We start from the raw sequence: 15,540 nt of genomic DNA on the forward strand, positions 1-15,540 counted from the left end.
ACTGGCACCATGGACGCGGCAATCGGGCAAGTGGAAAGGCAAGAGCTTTATCGGTGGCGGGCGCTCGAAGGTGCGGGCTGTCCTGTTCATGGCGGCACTGGTTGCGTCCCGTCACAATCCGTTCCTCAAAGCCTTCCGCGATCGCCTCGTGGCATCCGGCAAGCCCAAGATCGTCGCCATTGTCGCCACCATGCGCAAGCTTCTCACCATCCTCAACGCCATCATCCGGGAAAATAAACCATGGCAAAACGCTTGACTGCCAAGACAGTCGCTCTGTCCTGCCGGACATCTCCCCCACAAGGAGGGAGATCGGCAAGACGCGTGCTCCCCGCTCCATCCGCAGCCTCCAAGATGGGCGAGAGGTTTCCACGAGTCGATCTCCCCACCTGAGGGGGAGATGTCCGGCAGGACAGAGGGGGGGTAAGCCCCACCCACTGCCATCAATTCCGTTGGCTCCTCAATAGCTGGTCTCAGTTTTTCAAACCCAACCCCACCCATCAAACCCGCTTATATCCCCGTCAAGAAAAGTCGTTGGCGAAATACTTCGGCAAAAGGTAATATTCGTTTCCTGTCTGGAGAGAAATCCCGTGTCCCAAATCGCCACCCCATCTACAAGCCGTATGCCATGGCTGATCATTGTTGCTGGCTCGCTGATTGCCGTTCTGACCTTCGGGCCGCGTTCGGCCATGGGTTTCTTTCAGTTGCCCATGTTGGCGGATACGGGTTGGGACCGCTCCACCTTCGGTTTCGCCATGGCGTTGCAGAACCTGTTTTGGGGACTTGGCCAGCCATTTTTCGGAGCTCTGGCCGATAAATACGGAACGGGCCGCGTGCTGGTGCTGTCCGGCCTGATCTATGCGGCGGGCCTTGTCTGCATGTCGGTCGGCACATCGCCGCTGTGGCTGGATCTGGGTGGCGGCGTTCTTGTCGGGCTCGGCATCGCAGCGGGGTCGTTCAGCGTCATTCTCTCGGCCTTTGCCCGGCATGTTACGCCGGAGCAGCGCTCCATGGCGTTCGGCATCGGCACGGCTGCGGGTTCTGCGGGCATGTTCGTCTTTGCGCCGATCAGCCAGGGTCTGATTTCCACTTATGGATGGTCGGACAGCCTTGTGTGGCTCGCGGCGATGATGTTGATCGTGCCGCTGCTGGCATGGCCGCTGCGGGGCAATTCGTCATCTGGCACGCAATCCAAGGCGCAGTTTCAACAGACGGCGGCACAGGCTTTGAAGGAAGCACTGGGCCATAAAAGCTACCTCCTGCTGGCCACCGGCTTTCTCGTCTGCGGCTTTCAGGTTGCCTTCATCACCGCACATTTCCCCGCCTATCTAGGCGATATCGGCATCGAGCCACGTTATGCCGTCATCGCCATGGCCTTGATCGGGTTCTTCAACATTGCAGGCTCGCTGGCCGCCGGCTTCATCGCCCAGCGTTATTCCAAGCCCTACCTCCTCGCCTATATCTATATCGGCCGCTCGATTGCCGTCACTGCGTTTCTGCTGCTGCCGCAAACACCGCTGTCGGTCATCATTTTCGCAGCCGTGATGGGCATTCTCTGGCTCTCCACCGTGCCGCCGACAAATGGCCTCGTCGCCATCATGTTCGGAACACGCCATCTCGGCATGCTGGGCGGCGTCGTGTTTCTGTCGCACCAGATCGGCTCGTTCCTGGGCGTTTGGCTGGGCGGCTTCCTCTATGACAAGCTCGGCTCTTACGATGTCGTATGGTGGCTGGGTGTCGTGATGGGCCTGTTTGCCGCCGTCGTGCATTGGCCGATCGAGGAACGCCCCGTGGTTAGACCGGCAATGGCCTGAAGCTTCAGGTCAGCCAGCCTTGTCCAATGCCTTCAGGGCCGCCTGTACGAAACCATCGCGGGTGGAATTTTCGTTGAGGCCACGTGGCTCGTAAACATGCCGGTTGAGAAAATGCGCCGTCAGGCGAAAGGCCGCCGCGAGACTTTCGCTGTCGGCGGCCTTGGAGTGTTCTGCGCTCAAAAACGGCGGCAATGCCAGCATCCGGTCGGCATAGGGCGCGCCTGCGGTGCGGCACACCGCCCTGCCCGTTTTCGGCGACACATAGACGAGATCGCTGCGCAATCCGGTTGCCGCACATTCCTTCAGGTCCAGCCCGAAACCCAGATCATCAAGCACGGCCAGCTCGAAACGAACGAATAGCTCGCCGGCATCGGCAGGGTCCGTGAGGTTGTCGAGAATGACGTCCAGCGCCTCGAAAAGGTGGGGGTGTGGATCACGCTCCGGCAACAGGCGCAGCAATGCGGCCATGGCCTGCACGCCGTAAACGGCAGTTGCCGTTTCCATGAGCTGCGCAGCACGCAATTGCAGCGGTTCTATGCGGAATTCACCCAGGTGATCGTCCAGCCGCGCCCGCCAGGTGACATCCACCCGGTTGCCGGGCTGAAGCACCGGCTGCATGCTGCGTGAGCGCCCGGAGCGGACGAGCCCGAGATAACGTCCACGCGTTCGCGTCATCAGCTCGGCAATAACGCTTGTTTCGCCGTGACGCTTCACGCCCAGAATAATTGCATCGTCCTGCCACTGCATGGAATGTTTCGCTCAATGTGCCGATTCAAACCCGACTGTATCAGCTACGGTGCAAGAGCGCTCGGTTTCGTTACGCCATGATCTTCGTAACGAATGCCCGCAACTCCATCTCGCCAAAAGGCTTATCCAAAAGATGGCACTCGGCGAAATCAGGCGGGAAACCGCTGGTATCTCCATACCCGCTGACGAAGCCGAAGGGGATCGAATACTCCCTCAAATGACGCGCAAGCTCATAGCTCGTCCCATCCGAAAGGCTGACATCGAGAAGCACGCAATCAGGCTTCTCCCGCAGCAGGGATTCCTTGGCTTGTAGCAACGTGGTCGCGATATCGATGGTTTCAACGCCCATGGACTGAAGAGAGGTCTCCACATCCATTGCAACCAGATACTCGTCCTCCACGATGAGAACCCGTTGAGGCAACATATTTTATCTTTCTCTGGCTACGGACACCGTAGCATCAAAAAAATCCGTGAACATTCACAGAACCAATTCCTATCACATCGCAGATCGGCCTGACTGCGTCATTTAAAAAAGACATATCAAAAAGGAACGGGATTACATCAGAAATTTCTAAATAAATGGCCTGGCGTTGCGAGAATCTGGATCCCAGCCCGCTGTTTGGGCCAGACCTGTGTCATCCAGGACGATGCAGCCCTTGTCCGTCCAGCGAATCAATTCCCGATCCGCAAGCTTGCGCAACGTCTTGTTGGTGTGAACGATGGACAGGCCAAGCGTATCGGCAACATGCTGCTGCGTCACGGGAATGGGGCCGTTCTTTTCCAGAAGCCCTACCCTGATCGCCTTGTCGTACAGGAATGCCAGAAGATAGGCCGCCCGCTCCAGCGCCGTGCGCCGGCCAATGCTGAGCAGGTGGTTGTCGAGCATGCGTTCTTCGCTGGCGGCAATCCAGGTAATGTCATAGGCAAGAGAGGGGTGATCGCCGAAGAGGCTGTTCAGTCGCCCGCGCTCGAAGACGCAGAGCGTGATCGGAGACAAGGCCTCGACGGAGTGCTGCATCTCCCCCATCACCGTTCCCTGCAAGCCGACGAGATCGCCCGGCATCAGATAATTGAGGATCTGACGGCGGCCATCTTCCAGCGTTTTATAGCGAAAACCCCAGCCTTGTAGAATCGTATAGAGATGCGCGCTGTGGGAACCTTCCATCAGCACGATTGCACCCGGCTCCACCGAAAGCTCACCGGTTTTAAAGCGCGAGACGAAATCCAGCTCCGGGGGCGTGAAGTCACGAAAATATTTGAGACCACGCAAAGGACATTGTTCGCAAGGCGTGGTCGACATTCCGTTCGGCTTCTTGGGCGACATGATGATCCATAAACAACGAAATCAATAAGGTTATCAGAGCATTCACCCGGAAACCGAACAGGCTCCGCCGTGGATAATCAGTTCCGAGGAAACTCCAGACCCATTTCACGGAAACGTTCCGGGTCATCACCCCAGTTCTCGCGCACCTTCACAAACAGGATAAGGTGTACGGTCTGCTCGAGAATGGCAGACAGTTCCTTGCGCGAAGATGACGAGATGGCCTTGATGGCATCGCCGTTCTTGCCAAGAGCGATCTTCTTCTGGCTTTCGCGCTCGACATAGATAACCTGCTCGATGCGAACAGAGCCGTCCTTGCGCTCTTCCCACGTTTCCGTTTCGACGTGGGATGCGTAGGGAAGCTCCTGATGCAGACGTAGAAACAGCTTTTCACGGGTAATTTCGGCAGCGAGTTGGCGCATGGGAAGATCGGAAATCTGATCTTCCGGGTAATACCACGGGCCCTGCGGCAGTTCATCCGACAGATAGTTCATCAGATCGTCGCAACCCGAACCATTGGTGGCAGAAATCATGAAGGTGCGGTCGAAATTGACGATCTCGTTTGCAGCAGACGCCAGCTTCAGCAGATCTTCGCGCTGGACCTGATCGATCTTGTTGAGGCAGAGAATTTTCGTCTGCTTCACGTCCTTCAAACCTTCGAGGATGGTCTGTGCGTCGCCCTTCAGGCCGCGCTCGCTATCGATCAGCAGCAGGATGATGTCGGCGTCCTTGGCACCACCCCATGCGGATGTGACCATGGCGCGGTCCAGACGACGGCGCGGCTTGAAGATACCGGGCGTGTCCATGAACACGATCTGGGCATTGTTGTGGATGGCGATACCGCGCATGACGGCGCGCGTCGTCTGCACCTTGTGGCTGACGATGGAAACCTTGGCACCGACGAGATGGTTGACCAGCGTCGACTTGCCCGCATTGGTCGGGCCGATCAACGCAACGAAGCCAGAATGAGTCGGTCTGGTTTCAACGGTTTCTTCTGACGGCGTGGCGTCGATTTCATGTTCAGTCATGGGGTATCCAATCAATTTGCGGCAGATGATTTCTGCCAAACGCCTTCGCGTTCCAATAATTTCGTCGCAGCAACCTGCTCGGCGGCGCGCTTGGAGCGATCAACGCCCGTTTCCGGCTTAACGCCGGGTACTTCCACCGTCACCGTGAAGCTTGGATCGTGGTCCGGTCCGGTGCGGTCGTCAATCCTGTAATGCGGGGTCGTTGCGAATTTCGCATGCGCCCATTCCTGCAATTCGGTCTTGGCATCACGCCGTCCGGCATCCACGCGGGTGGCGCGCTTGTTCCAGTATTTCAAAATGAAGGCGCGTCCAGCCTCCAGACCGCCATCGATATAAATGGCAGCAATCAGGCTTTCGACCACATCGGCGCGCACGTTCAACATCGCCTTGCCGGTCAGTTTCTTGACGTCGGCACCGGTGCGGATGAACAGATGCAGCCCCATCTCGTCGGCAATGGCCGCGCAGGATTCGGCACTGACCAGTTGGTTCAGACGCACGGAAAGCTCGCCTTCGGTGGCGTTGCGGAACGTCGTGAACAGCAGTTCGGCCACGCACAGGCCCAGCACACGGTCACCCAGAAATTCCAGACGCTCGTAATTTCCGGTCTTTCCAGCACTGGCGCTTGCATGGGTCAAGGCCCGGTCGAGTCGGGCCTTTTCCTTGAATTCATATCCGATAAGGGCTTCCAGACGGCCGATTTCCTCCGCCGAAAGCGACTTGACCTTGCTCATTTAACAACCTTGAACAGGCGGTCCCAACGCATATTGGCGGGCCAATCCCAGACGCGGCTGAATGGCGTGTCGTTGCCAAGCGAGAAGAAGATGACGCTGGCGCGGCCAATCAGATTTTCGGCAGGCACGAAACCGACATCGAAGCGGCTATCCAGCGAGTTGTCGCGGTTGTCGCCCATCATGAAGTAATGGCCTTCGGGGACCAGGAATTCGCGCGTATTGTCGCCACGCGAGTCCGGGGACTGATCCAGCGTATCGAACGTGACGCCATTATCGAATGTTTCGCGGAAAACCGGAACGTTGGAACCGGGATCGGCGCGGTAGTCGGACGTGAAGGCACCATCCGGCTGCTTGGGAACAGGCTGACCGTTCACGAAAAGCACGCCGTTGGTCACCTGAATGCGGTCACCCGGCAGGCCGACAAGGCGCTTGATGTAATCGACATCGGGATTTGGCGGCAGGCGGAAGACGACGACGTCGCCGCGCTTCGGTTCGCTGAACTGCAGAATGCGTCCGGAGAACAGGTTCGGCGAAAACGGCAGCGAATATTTCGAATAGCCGTAGGAGAACTTGTTGACGAACAGGTAGTCCCCCACCAGCAGCGTCGGCATCATGGAGCCGGACGGGATGGTGAAAGGCTGGAAAAGGACGGTGCGGATGACCATTGCCAGCAGCAACGCCTGCACGATGACCTTGACGTTTTCCCAGAGGGCGCTTTGCTTCTTTTCAGCTTTTTCGGACACTTAAGACCTGCCTGCTCGTTCTTCATTTTCGACGGACTTCTCTAGAACCTTTCAAAGGCAAAGGGAAGCGGTTCCATCATGTGCAATGGGGCTAAAACCGATAGAACGGCGCAATTCGACGTTATTTAGCGGTTGGAAGCGCCTCGATGATCACAAACGCCTGCGCGTAAGGAAATTCATCAGTGATGGTAAGGTGGATAACCGCCTCATGTCCGGCGGGCAAAAGTTTGGCGAGACGCTCCGCTGCGCCATTGGTCAACCGCATGGTCGGCTTGCCGCTGGGCAGGTTTACGACACCCATGTCTTTCCAGAAAACGCCCTGCGCCAGCCCTGTCCCCAAAGCCTTAGAACAGGCCTCCTTAGCGGCGAAACGCTTGGCGTAAGACGCCGCCCGGTTCTTTCGACCATCGGACTTCTTCTGCTCGAGCTCGGTAAAGCAGCGATGGGTGAACCGATCGCCGAAACGTGAAATGGACGTTTCGATCCGTCTGATATCGATGAGGTCGCTGCCCATGCCTATGATCATTCGGTAACACCCAAAGCGGATTTACGGTCGGCCACCTGCTGCGCCAGCATCTGATGCTTTTGCGCCCGGAACCCGCGAATGACGGCGTAGACGCTGACATAGGCGACGATGGCGGAGAGAGCGCCGGGAATGATGGCACCTATGGTCATCGGCTCCAGCACCGGGGCCCAGAGATGCAGGAAGTTCATGTGGTTGAACATGGCGGCAAAATCGACCTGTGAGGACGCGCTATCGCTGTTGCGCCCAAGGATAACATGGCCAAGTTCCCATGTCGCCGCCCAGATGAGCGGGAATGTCAGTGGATTTGCGAAGGTCGTGCCGAGTGCTGCGGCGACCAGGTTGGCGCGCAGGACAAAGGCGAGAGCCATGGCGATGATGATGTGGACGCCCAGAAACGGCGTCCATGCGACTGCCACACCCACCGCAACACCCGCCGCCACGGAGTAAGGAGATGCCGACAGCCGCACGAGCCTCAGCTTCAGATAACGAAGCGAACGGCGAAAGCCCATGCTCGGCCACAGAACGGCGCGCAGTCTTTCAAGGTGTCCAACGGGTTTACGGCGACGAAACGGCATACGGGGAACTTATTGCATCGTTTCGATTACGCCAAGGGCGAAACCACAGCTGAAACTCAAAGAGCGCATTTGGCGTATATCGCACGCCGTCTCATATGCGCTCAATCATATCCCATACCGGCATGGCCGGTATGCGTTTTTGCATTACTTGCGGAACATACCACGGTCGACTTCGCGCTGGCGAAATTCCAGGTCGATGCGCGATACGGAATCGCTCAAGTAATCGAATTCACGTTCCTGAGTGGTCTTGCCACGAACGGCACGGGCGATCTTGCGGAGTGGTCCAAACATCTTCTTTTCCTTTTCAGATACATCGGCCACTTTATCGGTCTATACCGGCTGGCCGCTTGCTTGCTATTGATTTCTGAAGCTGAAAATAGTCCCGTTTGGTGCCTTTGACTACAGACAGGACAAGGCCGCTGCCATGCACTGAATGCATAACAGCGGCTCTGATGGTCGTTTTCTAAGCAAATATGCCTTAATCGAAGGCACGTTTGACCGTGGACACGCAGTCCAGATCTTTCATCTGCGATAGAAGCTGGTTGAGCTGTCGCAAATCCCACACTTCGATGTCGAGAGCCAATTCGGAAAAGTCGGTGCCGATGCGCACCATGTTCAGGCCACGAATATTCACGTCCAACGTTGCGATGGATTGCGCAACCGACGCCAGCGTACCGGGTTCGTTGAGGGCATTGATCATGACGCGCGCCATGAACCGCGATTTGTTTGCCTCATCGAGATCCCAGCGCACATCGATCCAGCGTTCCGGCTCGTCATCGAAGCGCTGTAGCGCTGGCGACTGGATCGGATATATAGTGATGCCCTTGCCTTTTTCCATGATACCGACAATGCGGTCGCCCGGCACGGCACCAGCTGCGCCGAAATGCACCTCGACATTGTCGGATAGACCACGGATAGGCAGCGGATCAGGACCGTCGATGACTTCTGCGGCGCCGTCATCTTCCAGGACCGAGCGTGATTTGCCCGGTATCTTGAAAATCATGCCGGATGCGCTGCGCATGTTGAACCAGCCATCATCGCCGGTCATCTTCACGGTGACGCGCTCATCCTGATAATCCGGATAAACGGCGCGAAGCACGTCAAGCGACGACACTTCGCCACGACCAACCGCCGCGATGGCGTCTTCGACATCCTTCTGCGCCAGGCGGTGAAGCACGGGCTTCAGCCCTTCGCGAGAGAACGGCTTGCCGGCACGCTCGAAGGTGCGCTCCAGAATACGGTAGCCGAGACCGGCATATTGTTTGCGAATGGCCATGCGCGTGGCTCGGCGAATGGCGGAACGCGCTTTGCCGGTGACGACCACCTCTTCCCAGGCGGCAGGCGGAACCTGCACGCCGGAGCGGATGATCTCGACTTCGTCACCATTGTTCAACCGCGTCACCAGCGGCATGATCCGCCCATTGATCTTGGCACCAACGGTGGTGTCGCCGATATTGGTGTGAACGGCGTAGGCGAAATCGATCGGCGTCGCGCCACGCGGCAGCGCGATGAGCTTGCCCTTGGGCGTAAAGCAGAAGACCTGATCCTGGAACAGTTCGAGCTTGGTGTGCTCCAGAAACTCCTCTGGGCTATCGCCATCCGCCAAAGCCTCGATGGTGTGGCGCAGCCAGGAATAGGCATTCGATTCCGGCGACAGTACATCGCCATCGCGGATTTCACCGTCCTTGTAGAGCGAATGGGCAGCAATACCGTATTCGGCAATTTCGTGCATGCGCTTGGTGCGGATTTGCAGCTCGATACGCTGACGCGACGGGCCAACGATGGTGGTGTGAATGGAACGATAGTCGTTCTGCTTCGGCGTCGAGATATAGTCCTTGAACCGACCCGGCACCACGCGCCAGCGGGTGTGCACGATGCCGAGCGCACGGTAGCAGGCAGGAAGGTCCGGCACGAGAATACGAAAACCGTAGACATCGGACAGCTGTTCGAAAGACAGCGACTTCGACTGCATCTTGCGGAAAACCGAATGGGGCTTCTTCTGCCGCCCTTTGACGTAAGCACCCTCGACGCCATTGGCGACAAGCAGTTCGCGCAATTCGTCTTCGATCTTCTTGACGAGGCCCTGGTTCTGTTCTTCCAGCGCCTGTAGACGCTTGGTGACTGTCTCGAATGCTTCCGGATTGAGATAGCGGAACGAGAGGTCTTCAAGCTCGTCGCGCATGTCCTGCATGCCCATGCGGCCCGCAAGCGGCGCATAGATTTCCATGGTTTCTTCGGAAATCCGGCTGCGCTTGTCCTCCGGCATATGCTCCATGGTGCGCATATTATGAAGGCGGTCGGCCAGCTTCACCAGGAGAACGCGCACGTCATCGGAAATCGCCAGCAAAAGCTTGCGCAGATTTTCGGCCTGTTTGGCCTTCTTGGTAACGAGATCGAGCTTCTTGAGCTTTGTCAGCCCTTCCACCAGGCGACCGATATCTTCGCCGAAAAGCTCATCGATTTCGGCGCGCGTGGCGCTGGTGTCTTCGATCGTGTCATGCAGCAGGGCAACCGCAATCGTCGATTCGTCGAGATGCATTTCGGTGAGAATGGCCGCAACTTCCAGCGGATGCGATATGTAGGGGTCGCCGTTGGCGCGCTTCTGCTGACCATGCTTCTGCATGGCATAGACATAGGCCTTGTTCAGCAAGGCCTCGTTGGCTTCAGGCTTGTATTTTTGAACCCGCTCAACGAGTTCGTACTGTCGCATCATGTATGGGATGCCCCGAAAAAGAAAGCGCGCCAATCGTTAGATCGGCGCACACTGCTGCATAATCTGGGTCCAGATTATGACGATAAAGCTTTACAGAGCGTAACCGGCAGTACCCTGCCCGGTCACGCGTCGATAAAATCAATAATCGTCGTTCTTTTCCGGCGGCACAAGGCCTTCGATGCCGGCAAGAAGATCTTCTTCCGTCATCTGGTCGAAATTGACGGTCTCAGGCGCATCGTCGTCTTCCGCGTTGCTGGAACCGGCAGCCGCGATCGATACTGGATCGGGCTCTGGCTCGTCCACTTCGACATGCTTCTGCAGCGAGTGGATGAGGTCTTCCTTCAGGTCGTCGGGCGACAGCGTTTCGTCGGCGATTTCGCGCAGCGCAACGACAGGGTTCTTGTCGTTGTCGCGATCGATCGTGATCTGCGACCCCTGCGAAATCTGGCGCGCACGATGGCTGGCAAGAAGAACCAGTTCGAAACGGTTGTCTACTTTATCAATGCAATCTTCTACGGTGACACGGGCCATTGCCTGTCCTTTGCGGTCTTAATGTCGCGGATTACCCGTCCCGATACAGGTATTGACGAAAGATTTCAAGTTTTTCCTGACCTGCCCGTTTCCCAAGCACGCCTGCCCCCTAAAATCGTCAATTCGATTAAACTTTACACATAATTTTCCCAAGGGGCTGGACTGGCGAACCATGACGCTTATATGAATGCTTAATAATGTACCGTATGACGCGCTTATATTCGCTAACCGATACTGTTTAAATTATTGGCGGCCCGTTCGCCTAGGGAGGATTTTGTTTCCATGTTCGATCCACGCGAGAAAATTGCGCTCTTTATCGATGGTGCCAATCTTTATGCCGCCTCGAAAAGCCTCGGCTTCGATATTGACTACCGAAAGCTTCTGAAGGCCTTCCAGAAGCGTGGCTATCTGCTGCGCGCCTATTATTACACTGCCCTCATCGAAGATCAGGAATACTCATCGATTCGCCCGCTGATCGATTGGTTGGACTATAATGGTTACAAGGTTGTGACAAAGCCCGCCAAGGAATTCACCGACGCCATGGGTCGCCGCAAGATCAAGGGCAACATGGACATCGAGCTTGCTGTCGATGCCATGGAACAGTCCGAGACGGTGGACCACCTCGTGCTGTTTTCGGGCGATGGCGATTTCACCACTCTGGTGGATGCGCTTCAGCGCCGTGGCCGCAAGGTTTCCGTCATCTCCACCATGTCGACTCAGCCACCGATGATTGCCGATGACCTGCGTCGTCAGGCCGATCACTTCATCGACCTGTTGTCGCTCAAGGCGGAAATCGGTCGTGACCCGAGCGAGCGTGCTCATCGCGTTGTCGAAAATACCGAGACCGTCGAGTAAACGTTTACATCGTGGTAATGTTGGAAGCACGGGCACCTTGATGGTGCCCGTGCTTTTTTTGGTCTTGGCGTTCTGGCAGACCAAATTTAGCAGTTCATTAAGTATAAAAGTGTTCAGTAGACCCCTATTCGGCGCGGTGGGGATCGCGCCTTGCGAATTCAGGGGTTTACGGAATGACGGGACAAAAAAGCGGACATTATCTGAACGAGAGGCTCGATTTCATCGGCCTTGGTGCCGAGCAGAGGCGCGATCTCGCCGCGTTGAAGCCCGTCATAACCGCTTCCCTCGATGGCTCGCTGGACGCGTTCTACAAAAAAGCGAGAGCCGTTCCCGATACGGCGAAGTTCTTCGCGAACGAAGCCCACATCCAACACGCCAAAACCATGCAGGTCAAACATTGGTCCCGCATCGCGTCTGCGGCATTCGACAGCGAATATACCACGGCCGTCACCGCCATCGGGCGCACCCATGCGCGCCTTGGTCTGGAGCCGCGCTGGTACATTGGCGGCTACGCCCTTGTCCTCGAAGGCATCATCAAGGCTGTGGTCGAATCCCAGCTCAAAGGGTTCATGGTCGAGAAAAAGGGCAAAAAGGTCGCCAAGGACATCACCGTCGCGGTCAAGGCGGCTATGCTGGATATGGACTACTCGATTTCCGTTTATCTCGAAGCCCTCGCCGAAGAGCGCGCCAAATCAGAGCTTGAACAGGCGCGCATGAAGCAGGAACAGGAACACGTTCTGTCCTTGCTGAATACGGCGTTGAACCGCATGGCGCAAGGCGACATGACATCGCGTCTCGACGGCGACCTCGCTGCTGAATTCGATGGTTTGAAAAACAATTTCAACATGGCGCTCGGCAAACTTTCCGATGCCTTTTCCGAAATCATCGAGGAATCTCAAAAGATTTCGGACAACACCCGCGAACTGACGGCATCGACCGATGACATGGCGCGCCGGACCGAGCAGCAGGCAGCATCTCTCGAACAGACCGCGGCATCGCTGGAGCAAATCACCACCATCTCCAGACAGTCCGCTCAACGCACGGAACAGGCGCGGGATATCGTCAAAAGCTCTGCCGAGGAGGCCGCGCATTCCCGCCATATCGTGACGGAAACCGTGGAAGCGATGAGCGCCATCGAGCAGTCGTCGCAAAAGATTGCCCAGATCGTCAGCGTCATCGATGAAATTGCCTTCCAGACGAACCTTCTGGCACTCAATGCCGGTGTCGAAGCAGCACGCGCGGGGGAAGCGGGCAAAGGCTTTGCTGTCGTCGCTCAGGAAGTTCGGGAACTGGCGCAGCGTTCCGCCAACGCCGCCAAGGAAATCCGGGTTCTCATCGACAAATCCTCCCAGGATGTAACGACCGGCGTGTCACTGGTCAGCCGCACGGGCGAAGCGCTGAACTCGATCGGTGAAAAAGTCGATCACATCCAAGACCATATCGGTGCCATCACCCAGGCCGTGCAGGAACAGGCCGTGGGCATCCGCGAAATCAACTCGGCCATCAGCAGCATGGACCAATTGACGCAGCAGAATGCCGCCATGGTGGAAGAAACCAATGCGGCCACCCATGGGCTGAGTGACGTCAGCAACAATCTTGCGGCTTTGGTCAGCCGCTTCAACGTGCAGAAATCCATGCGCCATCAGCCTGCGATGTACCGCGCAGCCTGATGGTAAAACCGAAAGCGTCGGAGCAGTTTTGACAGGCTGCCAGACGCTTTCGAGGCGCCGATGCCACACTTCAAAGACGACACGGTTTCGGCACTGGCGAAACTGAAGCGTTCACTGTTTTTTTCTTTTGGTAATGGTGCAAATTATTGTATCAAATGAATTAAATGATCGGCTGCTTCGAGCCGATGCGGCATCGACAGCTCCAGACCCAAAAGGCCCATGGAAGGTATTACTTCTAAAGAACAGCGTCGGTTAGCCGCACTCGAGAGCTACAATATTCTCGATACGCCGCGCGAGCAGGATTTTGACGACATTGCCCAGCTTGCATCCACGATTTGCGGCACGCCTATCGCTGTCGTCAATCTGATTGGTGATGGCAGGCAGTTTTTTAAAGCCGAGGTGGGTTTGGGCGTACGCGAAACGCCTCTGGACAGTTCATTCTGCGCAAGAGCTATTCTGGAGCAGGATTTCATGGTCGTGCCGGACGCCACGAAAGACCCGCGCTTCGACCATAATCCGCTCGTTACCGGCCAGCCGCATATTCGCTTTTATGCAGGTGCCCTTTTGAAATCCGACGATGGTCTGCCGATCGGAACCGTTTGCGCGCTCGGCTATGAAGCGAAAGAGCTGACGGAGGTTCAGAAGACCGCCCTTCAGGCGCTTGCCCGTCAGGTCATGTCACAGTTGGAGTTGCGACGAACCTTGCACGCAATGTCCTACGATCTCATGCTCGAGCGTCGCCTCTCTGCAAAACGGCAGGTACGCGCGAGCAAGGTCGGGGCTAAAGCGGAAGCGTTGCGCGTCAAGGATGAGCGGTCAAAAGCTGCGCATGATGCAGGCCGCATCGGCATTTTTGAGGTCGATATCGAAACCGACGAGATGATCGTGTCGGACGAATTCTGCCGGATATTTGGCGTGCCGGAGCAGCAGCATTACCAGGCTTCCGTGTTTCAGAACCTCATCGTCGATGGTGACAGAAAAACTGCATCTGAAGCCGCCAGCCGTGGTTCGGCCAATGCACCCCTGAGTGTCGAGTACAGGGTGCGACGTGGCAATGACCAGCGTGTACGCTGGGTGGCGCGGCGCGCGCAGTTCATTGAGGATGAACGCGGCAAACCGGTGAAAATGATCGGCGTGGTCATCGACATCACCGATTCCAAGCGCAAGGATGCACGCATTGCAGCCCTCCTGACGCTCGGCGACAGGCTGCGCGCGGGCAAGACGGTGCAGGATATTTCCCGGATCACATCGGAAATTCTGGCCGAGGGTCTCGGGGTCAACCGCTCAGGATATGCAACGATAAACAGCGCGACCGATAGCTTGTTTGTCGAGTTCAACTGGCTCGCATCCGGTGCGACATCCATTGCCGGTCATCACCCGCTGAACCTTTTTCAGGCGACGACCAAGCGCCTGGAAATCGGTGATACGCTGGCCGTCCCCAACATCAATGCCGCCAGCTGGCTCGACAGCGATTCGGACGCCTATGCGGCGATCGGCGTGCGTTCCTTCGTCCAGGTTCCTATCATCGATAGGGGCGCGCTGGTGGGTGTGCTGTTCGCACATGATTCGAAACCGCGTTTCTGGAGCAAGCTGGAGCTCGATTTCGCCTGGGGCGTCGCCGACCGTGCCTACGCTGCCATCGCCAGGCTGAACGCGGAATCCGAACAACGCATCCTTAATCAGGAACTCAGCCACCGTCTCAAGAACACGCTGTCCATCGTGCAGGCCATCGCCGCGCAGACACTGAAAAACGTGACCGAAAAAGATGCCGTTGCGGCGTTCAACGGCCGACTTCAGGCGCTGAGCTCTGCCCATGACGTTTTGCTTCAGCAATCATGGTCGACTGCGCGGCTGCGCGAAGTCATCGGCCGGGTCATGCATCTTCATGCGGGGGACGGCAAGGTTATCATGTCAGGCCCGGAGGTTCCGCTTGGCCCGAAAGCAGGTCTGTCTCTGTCTCTGCTGCTGCATGAGCTTGGCACCAACGCCATCAAATATGGTGCGCTCTCGTCAGATACCGGCGTTGTCGACATCAGCTGGCATGTCTCCGACGATTCGGAAAAACCGATTTTGACGTTGAAATGGGAAGAAAAGGGTGGCCCACCCGCCGCAGAGCCAAAACGCAGAGGCTTCGGTTCGCGCCTTATCCGCATGGGAATTGCCGGAACCGGTGACGTGGAAAAGAACTTCACGGAAAGCGGCTTGATCGCGACGTTCCGTGCGCCGCTGTCACTCGTCATGGAGCTGGGTGAATAGTCACCCAGCGATTCCGCTTCGTCAGACTTTCAG

At 56.9% G+C, this 15,540-nt stretch carries 16 protein-coding genes; 5 read left to right on the forward strand and 11 right to left on the reverse strand.

Features of this window, described 5'->3' with window-relative positions:
- Positions 1-256: transposase (locus DSM25558_RS18285; RefSeq protein ID WP_143240156.1), on the forward strand; the 256-nt coding region annotated here is incomplete at its 5' end.
- A 364-nt stretch (positions 257-620) separates the two neighbouring features.
- Positions 621-1,811, forward strand: coding sequence for an MFS transporter (locus tag DSM25558_RS18290; protein WP_077106200.1), 1,191 nt, complete (start codon positions 621-623; stop codon positions 1,809-1,811).
- Between the two features lie 9 nt (positions 1,812-1,820).
- Here the strand turns inward: DSM25558_RS18290 and recO are convergent, their stop codons facing one another.
- From recO to rpoZ, 11 genes are all read right to left on the reverse strand, one after another.
- A complete protein-coding gene (gene recO / locus DSM25558_RS18295; RefSeq protein WP_077106125.1) occupies positions 1,821-2,558 on the reverse strand; it encodes a DNA repair protein RecO in 738 nt (245 codons plus the stop codon).
- Positions 2,559-2,628: 70 nt separating this feature from the next.
- The gene (locus DSM25558_RS18300) at positions 2,629-2,982 is read right to left on the reverse strand and encodes a response regulator (RefSeq protein ID WP_077106126.1); all 354 of its coding nucleotides are present in this window, start codon (positions 2,980-2,982) and stop codon (positions 2,629-2,631) included.
- 147 nt (positions 2,983-3,129) lie between these two features.
- A complete protein-coding gene (locus DSM25558_RS18305) occupies positions 3,130-3,882 on the reverse strand; it encodes a Crp/Fnr family transcriptional regulator (RefSeq protein WP_077106127.1) in 753 nt (250 codons plus the stop codon).
- Positions 3,883-3,959: 77 nt separating this feature from the next.
- Complete coding sequence (era, locus tag DSM25558_RS18310; protein WP_077106128.1) at positions 3,960-4,907, reverse strand: GTPase Era; 948 nt, start codon at positions 4,905-4,907, stop codon at positions 3,960-3,962.
- Between the two features lie 11 nt (positions 4,908-4,918).
- Positions 4,919-5,638 (reverse strand): ribonuclease III, encoded by a 720-nt coding sequence (gene rnc, locus DSM25558_RS18315; protein ID WP_077106129.1) that lies wholly within the window; start codon positions 5,636-5,638, stop codon positions 4,919-4,921.
- A complete protein-coding gene (gene lepB / locus DSM25558_RS18320) occupies positions 5,635-6,381 on the reverse strand; it encodes a signal peptidase I (protein WP_077106130.1) in 747 nt (248 codons plus the stop codon). The genes rnc and lepB overlap by 4 nt, the downstream gene beginning before the upstream one ends.
- 121 nt (positions 6,382-6,502) lie before the next feature.
- A complete protein-coding gene (gene acpS, locus DSM25558_RS18325) occupies positions 6,503-6,907 on the reverse strand; it encodes a holo-ACP synthase (RefSeq protein ID WP_077106131.1) in 405 nt (134 codons plus the stop codon).
- Entirely contained in the window at positions 6,904-7,482 is a 579-nt protein-coding gene (locus tag DSM25558_RS18330; RefSeq protein WP_077106132.1) for a DUF2062 domain-containing protein, read from the reverse strand. The genes acpS and DSM25558_RS18330 overlap by 4 nt, the downstream gene beginning before the upstream one ends.
- A gap of 144 nt (positions 7,483-7,626) precedes the next feature.
- Positions 7,627-7,773: a DUF3563 domain-containing protein gene (locus DSM25558_RS18335; RefSeq protein ID WP_077106133.1), complete on the reverse strand. Its 147-nt coding sequence runs from the start codon at positions 7,771-7,773 to the stop codon at positions 7,627-7,629.
- A gap of 187 nt (positions 7,774-7,960) precedes the next feature.
- Positions 7,961-10,195, reverse strand: coding sequence for a RelA/SpoT family protein (locus tag DSM25558_RS18340; protein ID WP_077106134.1), 2,235 nt, complete (start codon positions 10,193-10,195; stop codon positions 7,961-7,963).
- Between the two features lie 138 nt (positions 10,196-10,333).
- Positions 10,334-10,726, reverse strand: coding sequence for a DNA-directed RNA polymerase subunit omega (gene rpoZ / locus DSM25558_RS18345; RefSeq protein WP_077106135.1), 393 nt, complete (start codon positions 10,724-10,726; stop codon positions 10,334-10,336).
- A gap of 282 nt (positions 10,727-11,008) precedes the next feature.
- On the opposite strand from rpoZ, the gene DSM25558_RS18350 reads away from it, so the two are divergent.
- From DSM25558_RS18350 to DSM25558_RS18360, 3 genes are all read left to right on the forward strand, one after another.
- Positions 11,009-11,581, forward strand: a complete 573-nt coding sequence (locus DSM25558_RS18350) for a LabA-like NYN domain-containing protein (RefSeq protein WP_045231782.1) — start codon at positions 11,009-11,011, stop codon at positions 11,579-11,581.
- Between the two features lie 173 nt (positions 11,582-11,754).
- Positions 11,755-13,251 (forward strand): methyl-accepting chemotaxis protein, encoded by a 1,497-nt coding sequence (locus DSM25558_RS18355; protein WP_077106136.1) that lies wholly within the window; start codon positions 11,755-11,757, stop codon positions 13,249-13,251.
- A 219-nt stretch (positions 13,252-13,470) separates the two neighbouring features.
- Entirely contained in the window at positions 13,471-15,507 is a 2,037-nt protein-coding gene (locus DSM25558_RS18360) for a GAF domain-containing protein (protein WP_077106137.1), read from the forward strand.
- Positions 15,508-15,540: the final 33 nt, after the last annotated feature.

The sequence above is a fragment of the Agrobacterium sp. DSM 25558 genome (assembly GCF_900100825.1).
GTDB lineage: Bacteria > Pseudomonadota > Alphaproteobacteria > Rhizobiales > Rhizobiaceae > Agrobacterium.

Coding starts and splice junctions, on each gene's coding strand:
- DSM25558_RS18290 (WP_077106200.1), top strand. CDS start 621: ATGCCATGGCTGATCATTGTTGCTGGCTCGCTGATTGCCGTTCTGACC.
- recO (WP_077106125.1), bottom strand. CDS start 2,558: ATGCAGTGGCAGGACGATGCAATTATTCTGGGCGTGAAGCGTCACGGC.
- DSM25558_RS18300 (WP_077106126.1), bottom strand. CDS start 2,982: ATGTTGCCTCAACGGGTTCTCATCGTGGAGGACGAGTATCTGGTTGCA.
- DSM25558_RS18305 (WP_077106127.1), bottom strand. CDS start 3,882: ATGTCGCCCAAGAAGCCGAACGGAATGTCGACCACGCCTTGCGAACAA.
- era (WP_077106128.1), bottom strand. CDS start 4,907: ATGACTGAACATGAAATCGACGCCACGCCGTCAGAAGAAACCGTTGAA.
- rnc (WP_077106129.1), bottom strand. CDS start 5,638: ATGAGCAAGGTCAAGTCGCTTTCGGCGGAGGAAATCGGCCGTCTGGAA.
- acpS (WP_077106131.1), bottom strand. CDS start 6,907: ATGATCATAGGCATGGGCAGCGACCTCATCGATATCAGACGGATCGAA.
- DSM25558_RS18330 (WP_077106132.1), bottom strand. CDS start 7,482: ATGCCGTTTCGTCGCCGTAAACCCGTTGGACACCTTGAAAGACTGCGC.
- DSM25558_RS18335 (WP_077106133.1), bottom strand. CDS start 7,773: ATGTTTGGACCACTCCGCAAGATCGCCCGTGCCGTTCGTGGCAAGACC.
- DSM25558_RS18340 (WP_077106134.1), bottom strand. CDS start 10,195: ATGATGCGACAGTACGAACTCGTTGAGCGGGTTCAAAAATACAAGCCT.
- rpoZ (WP_077106135.1), bottom strand. CDS start 10,726: ATGGCCCGTGTCACCGTAGAAGATTGCATTGATAAAGTAGACAACCGT.
- DSM25558_RS18350 (WP_045231782.1), top strand. CDS start 11,009: ATGTTCGATCCACGCGAGAAAATTGCGCTCTTTATCGATGGTGCCAAT.
- DSM25558_RS18355 (WP_077106136.1), top strand. CDS start 11,755: ATGACGGGACAAAAAAGCGGACATTATCTGAACGAGAGGCTCGATTTC.
- DSM25558_RS18360 (WP_077106137.1), top strand. CDS start 13,471: ATGGAAGGTATTACTTCTAAAGAACAGCGTCGGTTAGCCGCACTCGAG.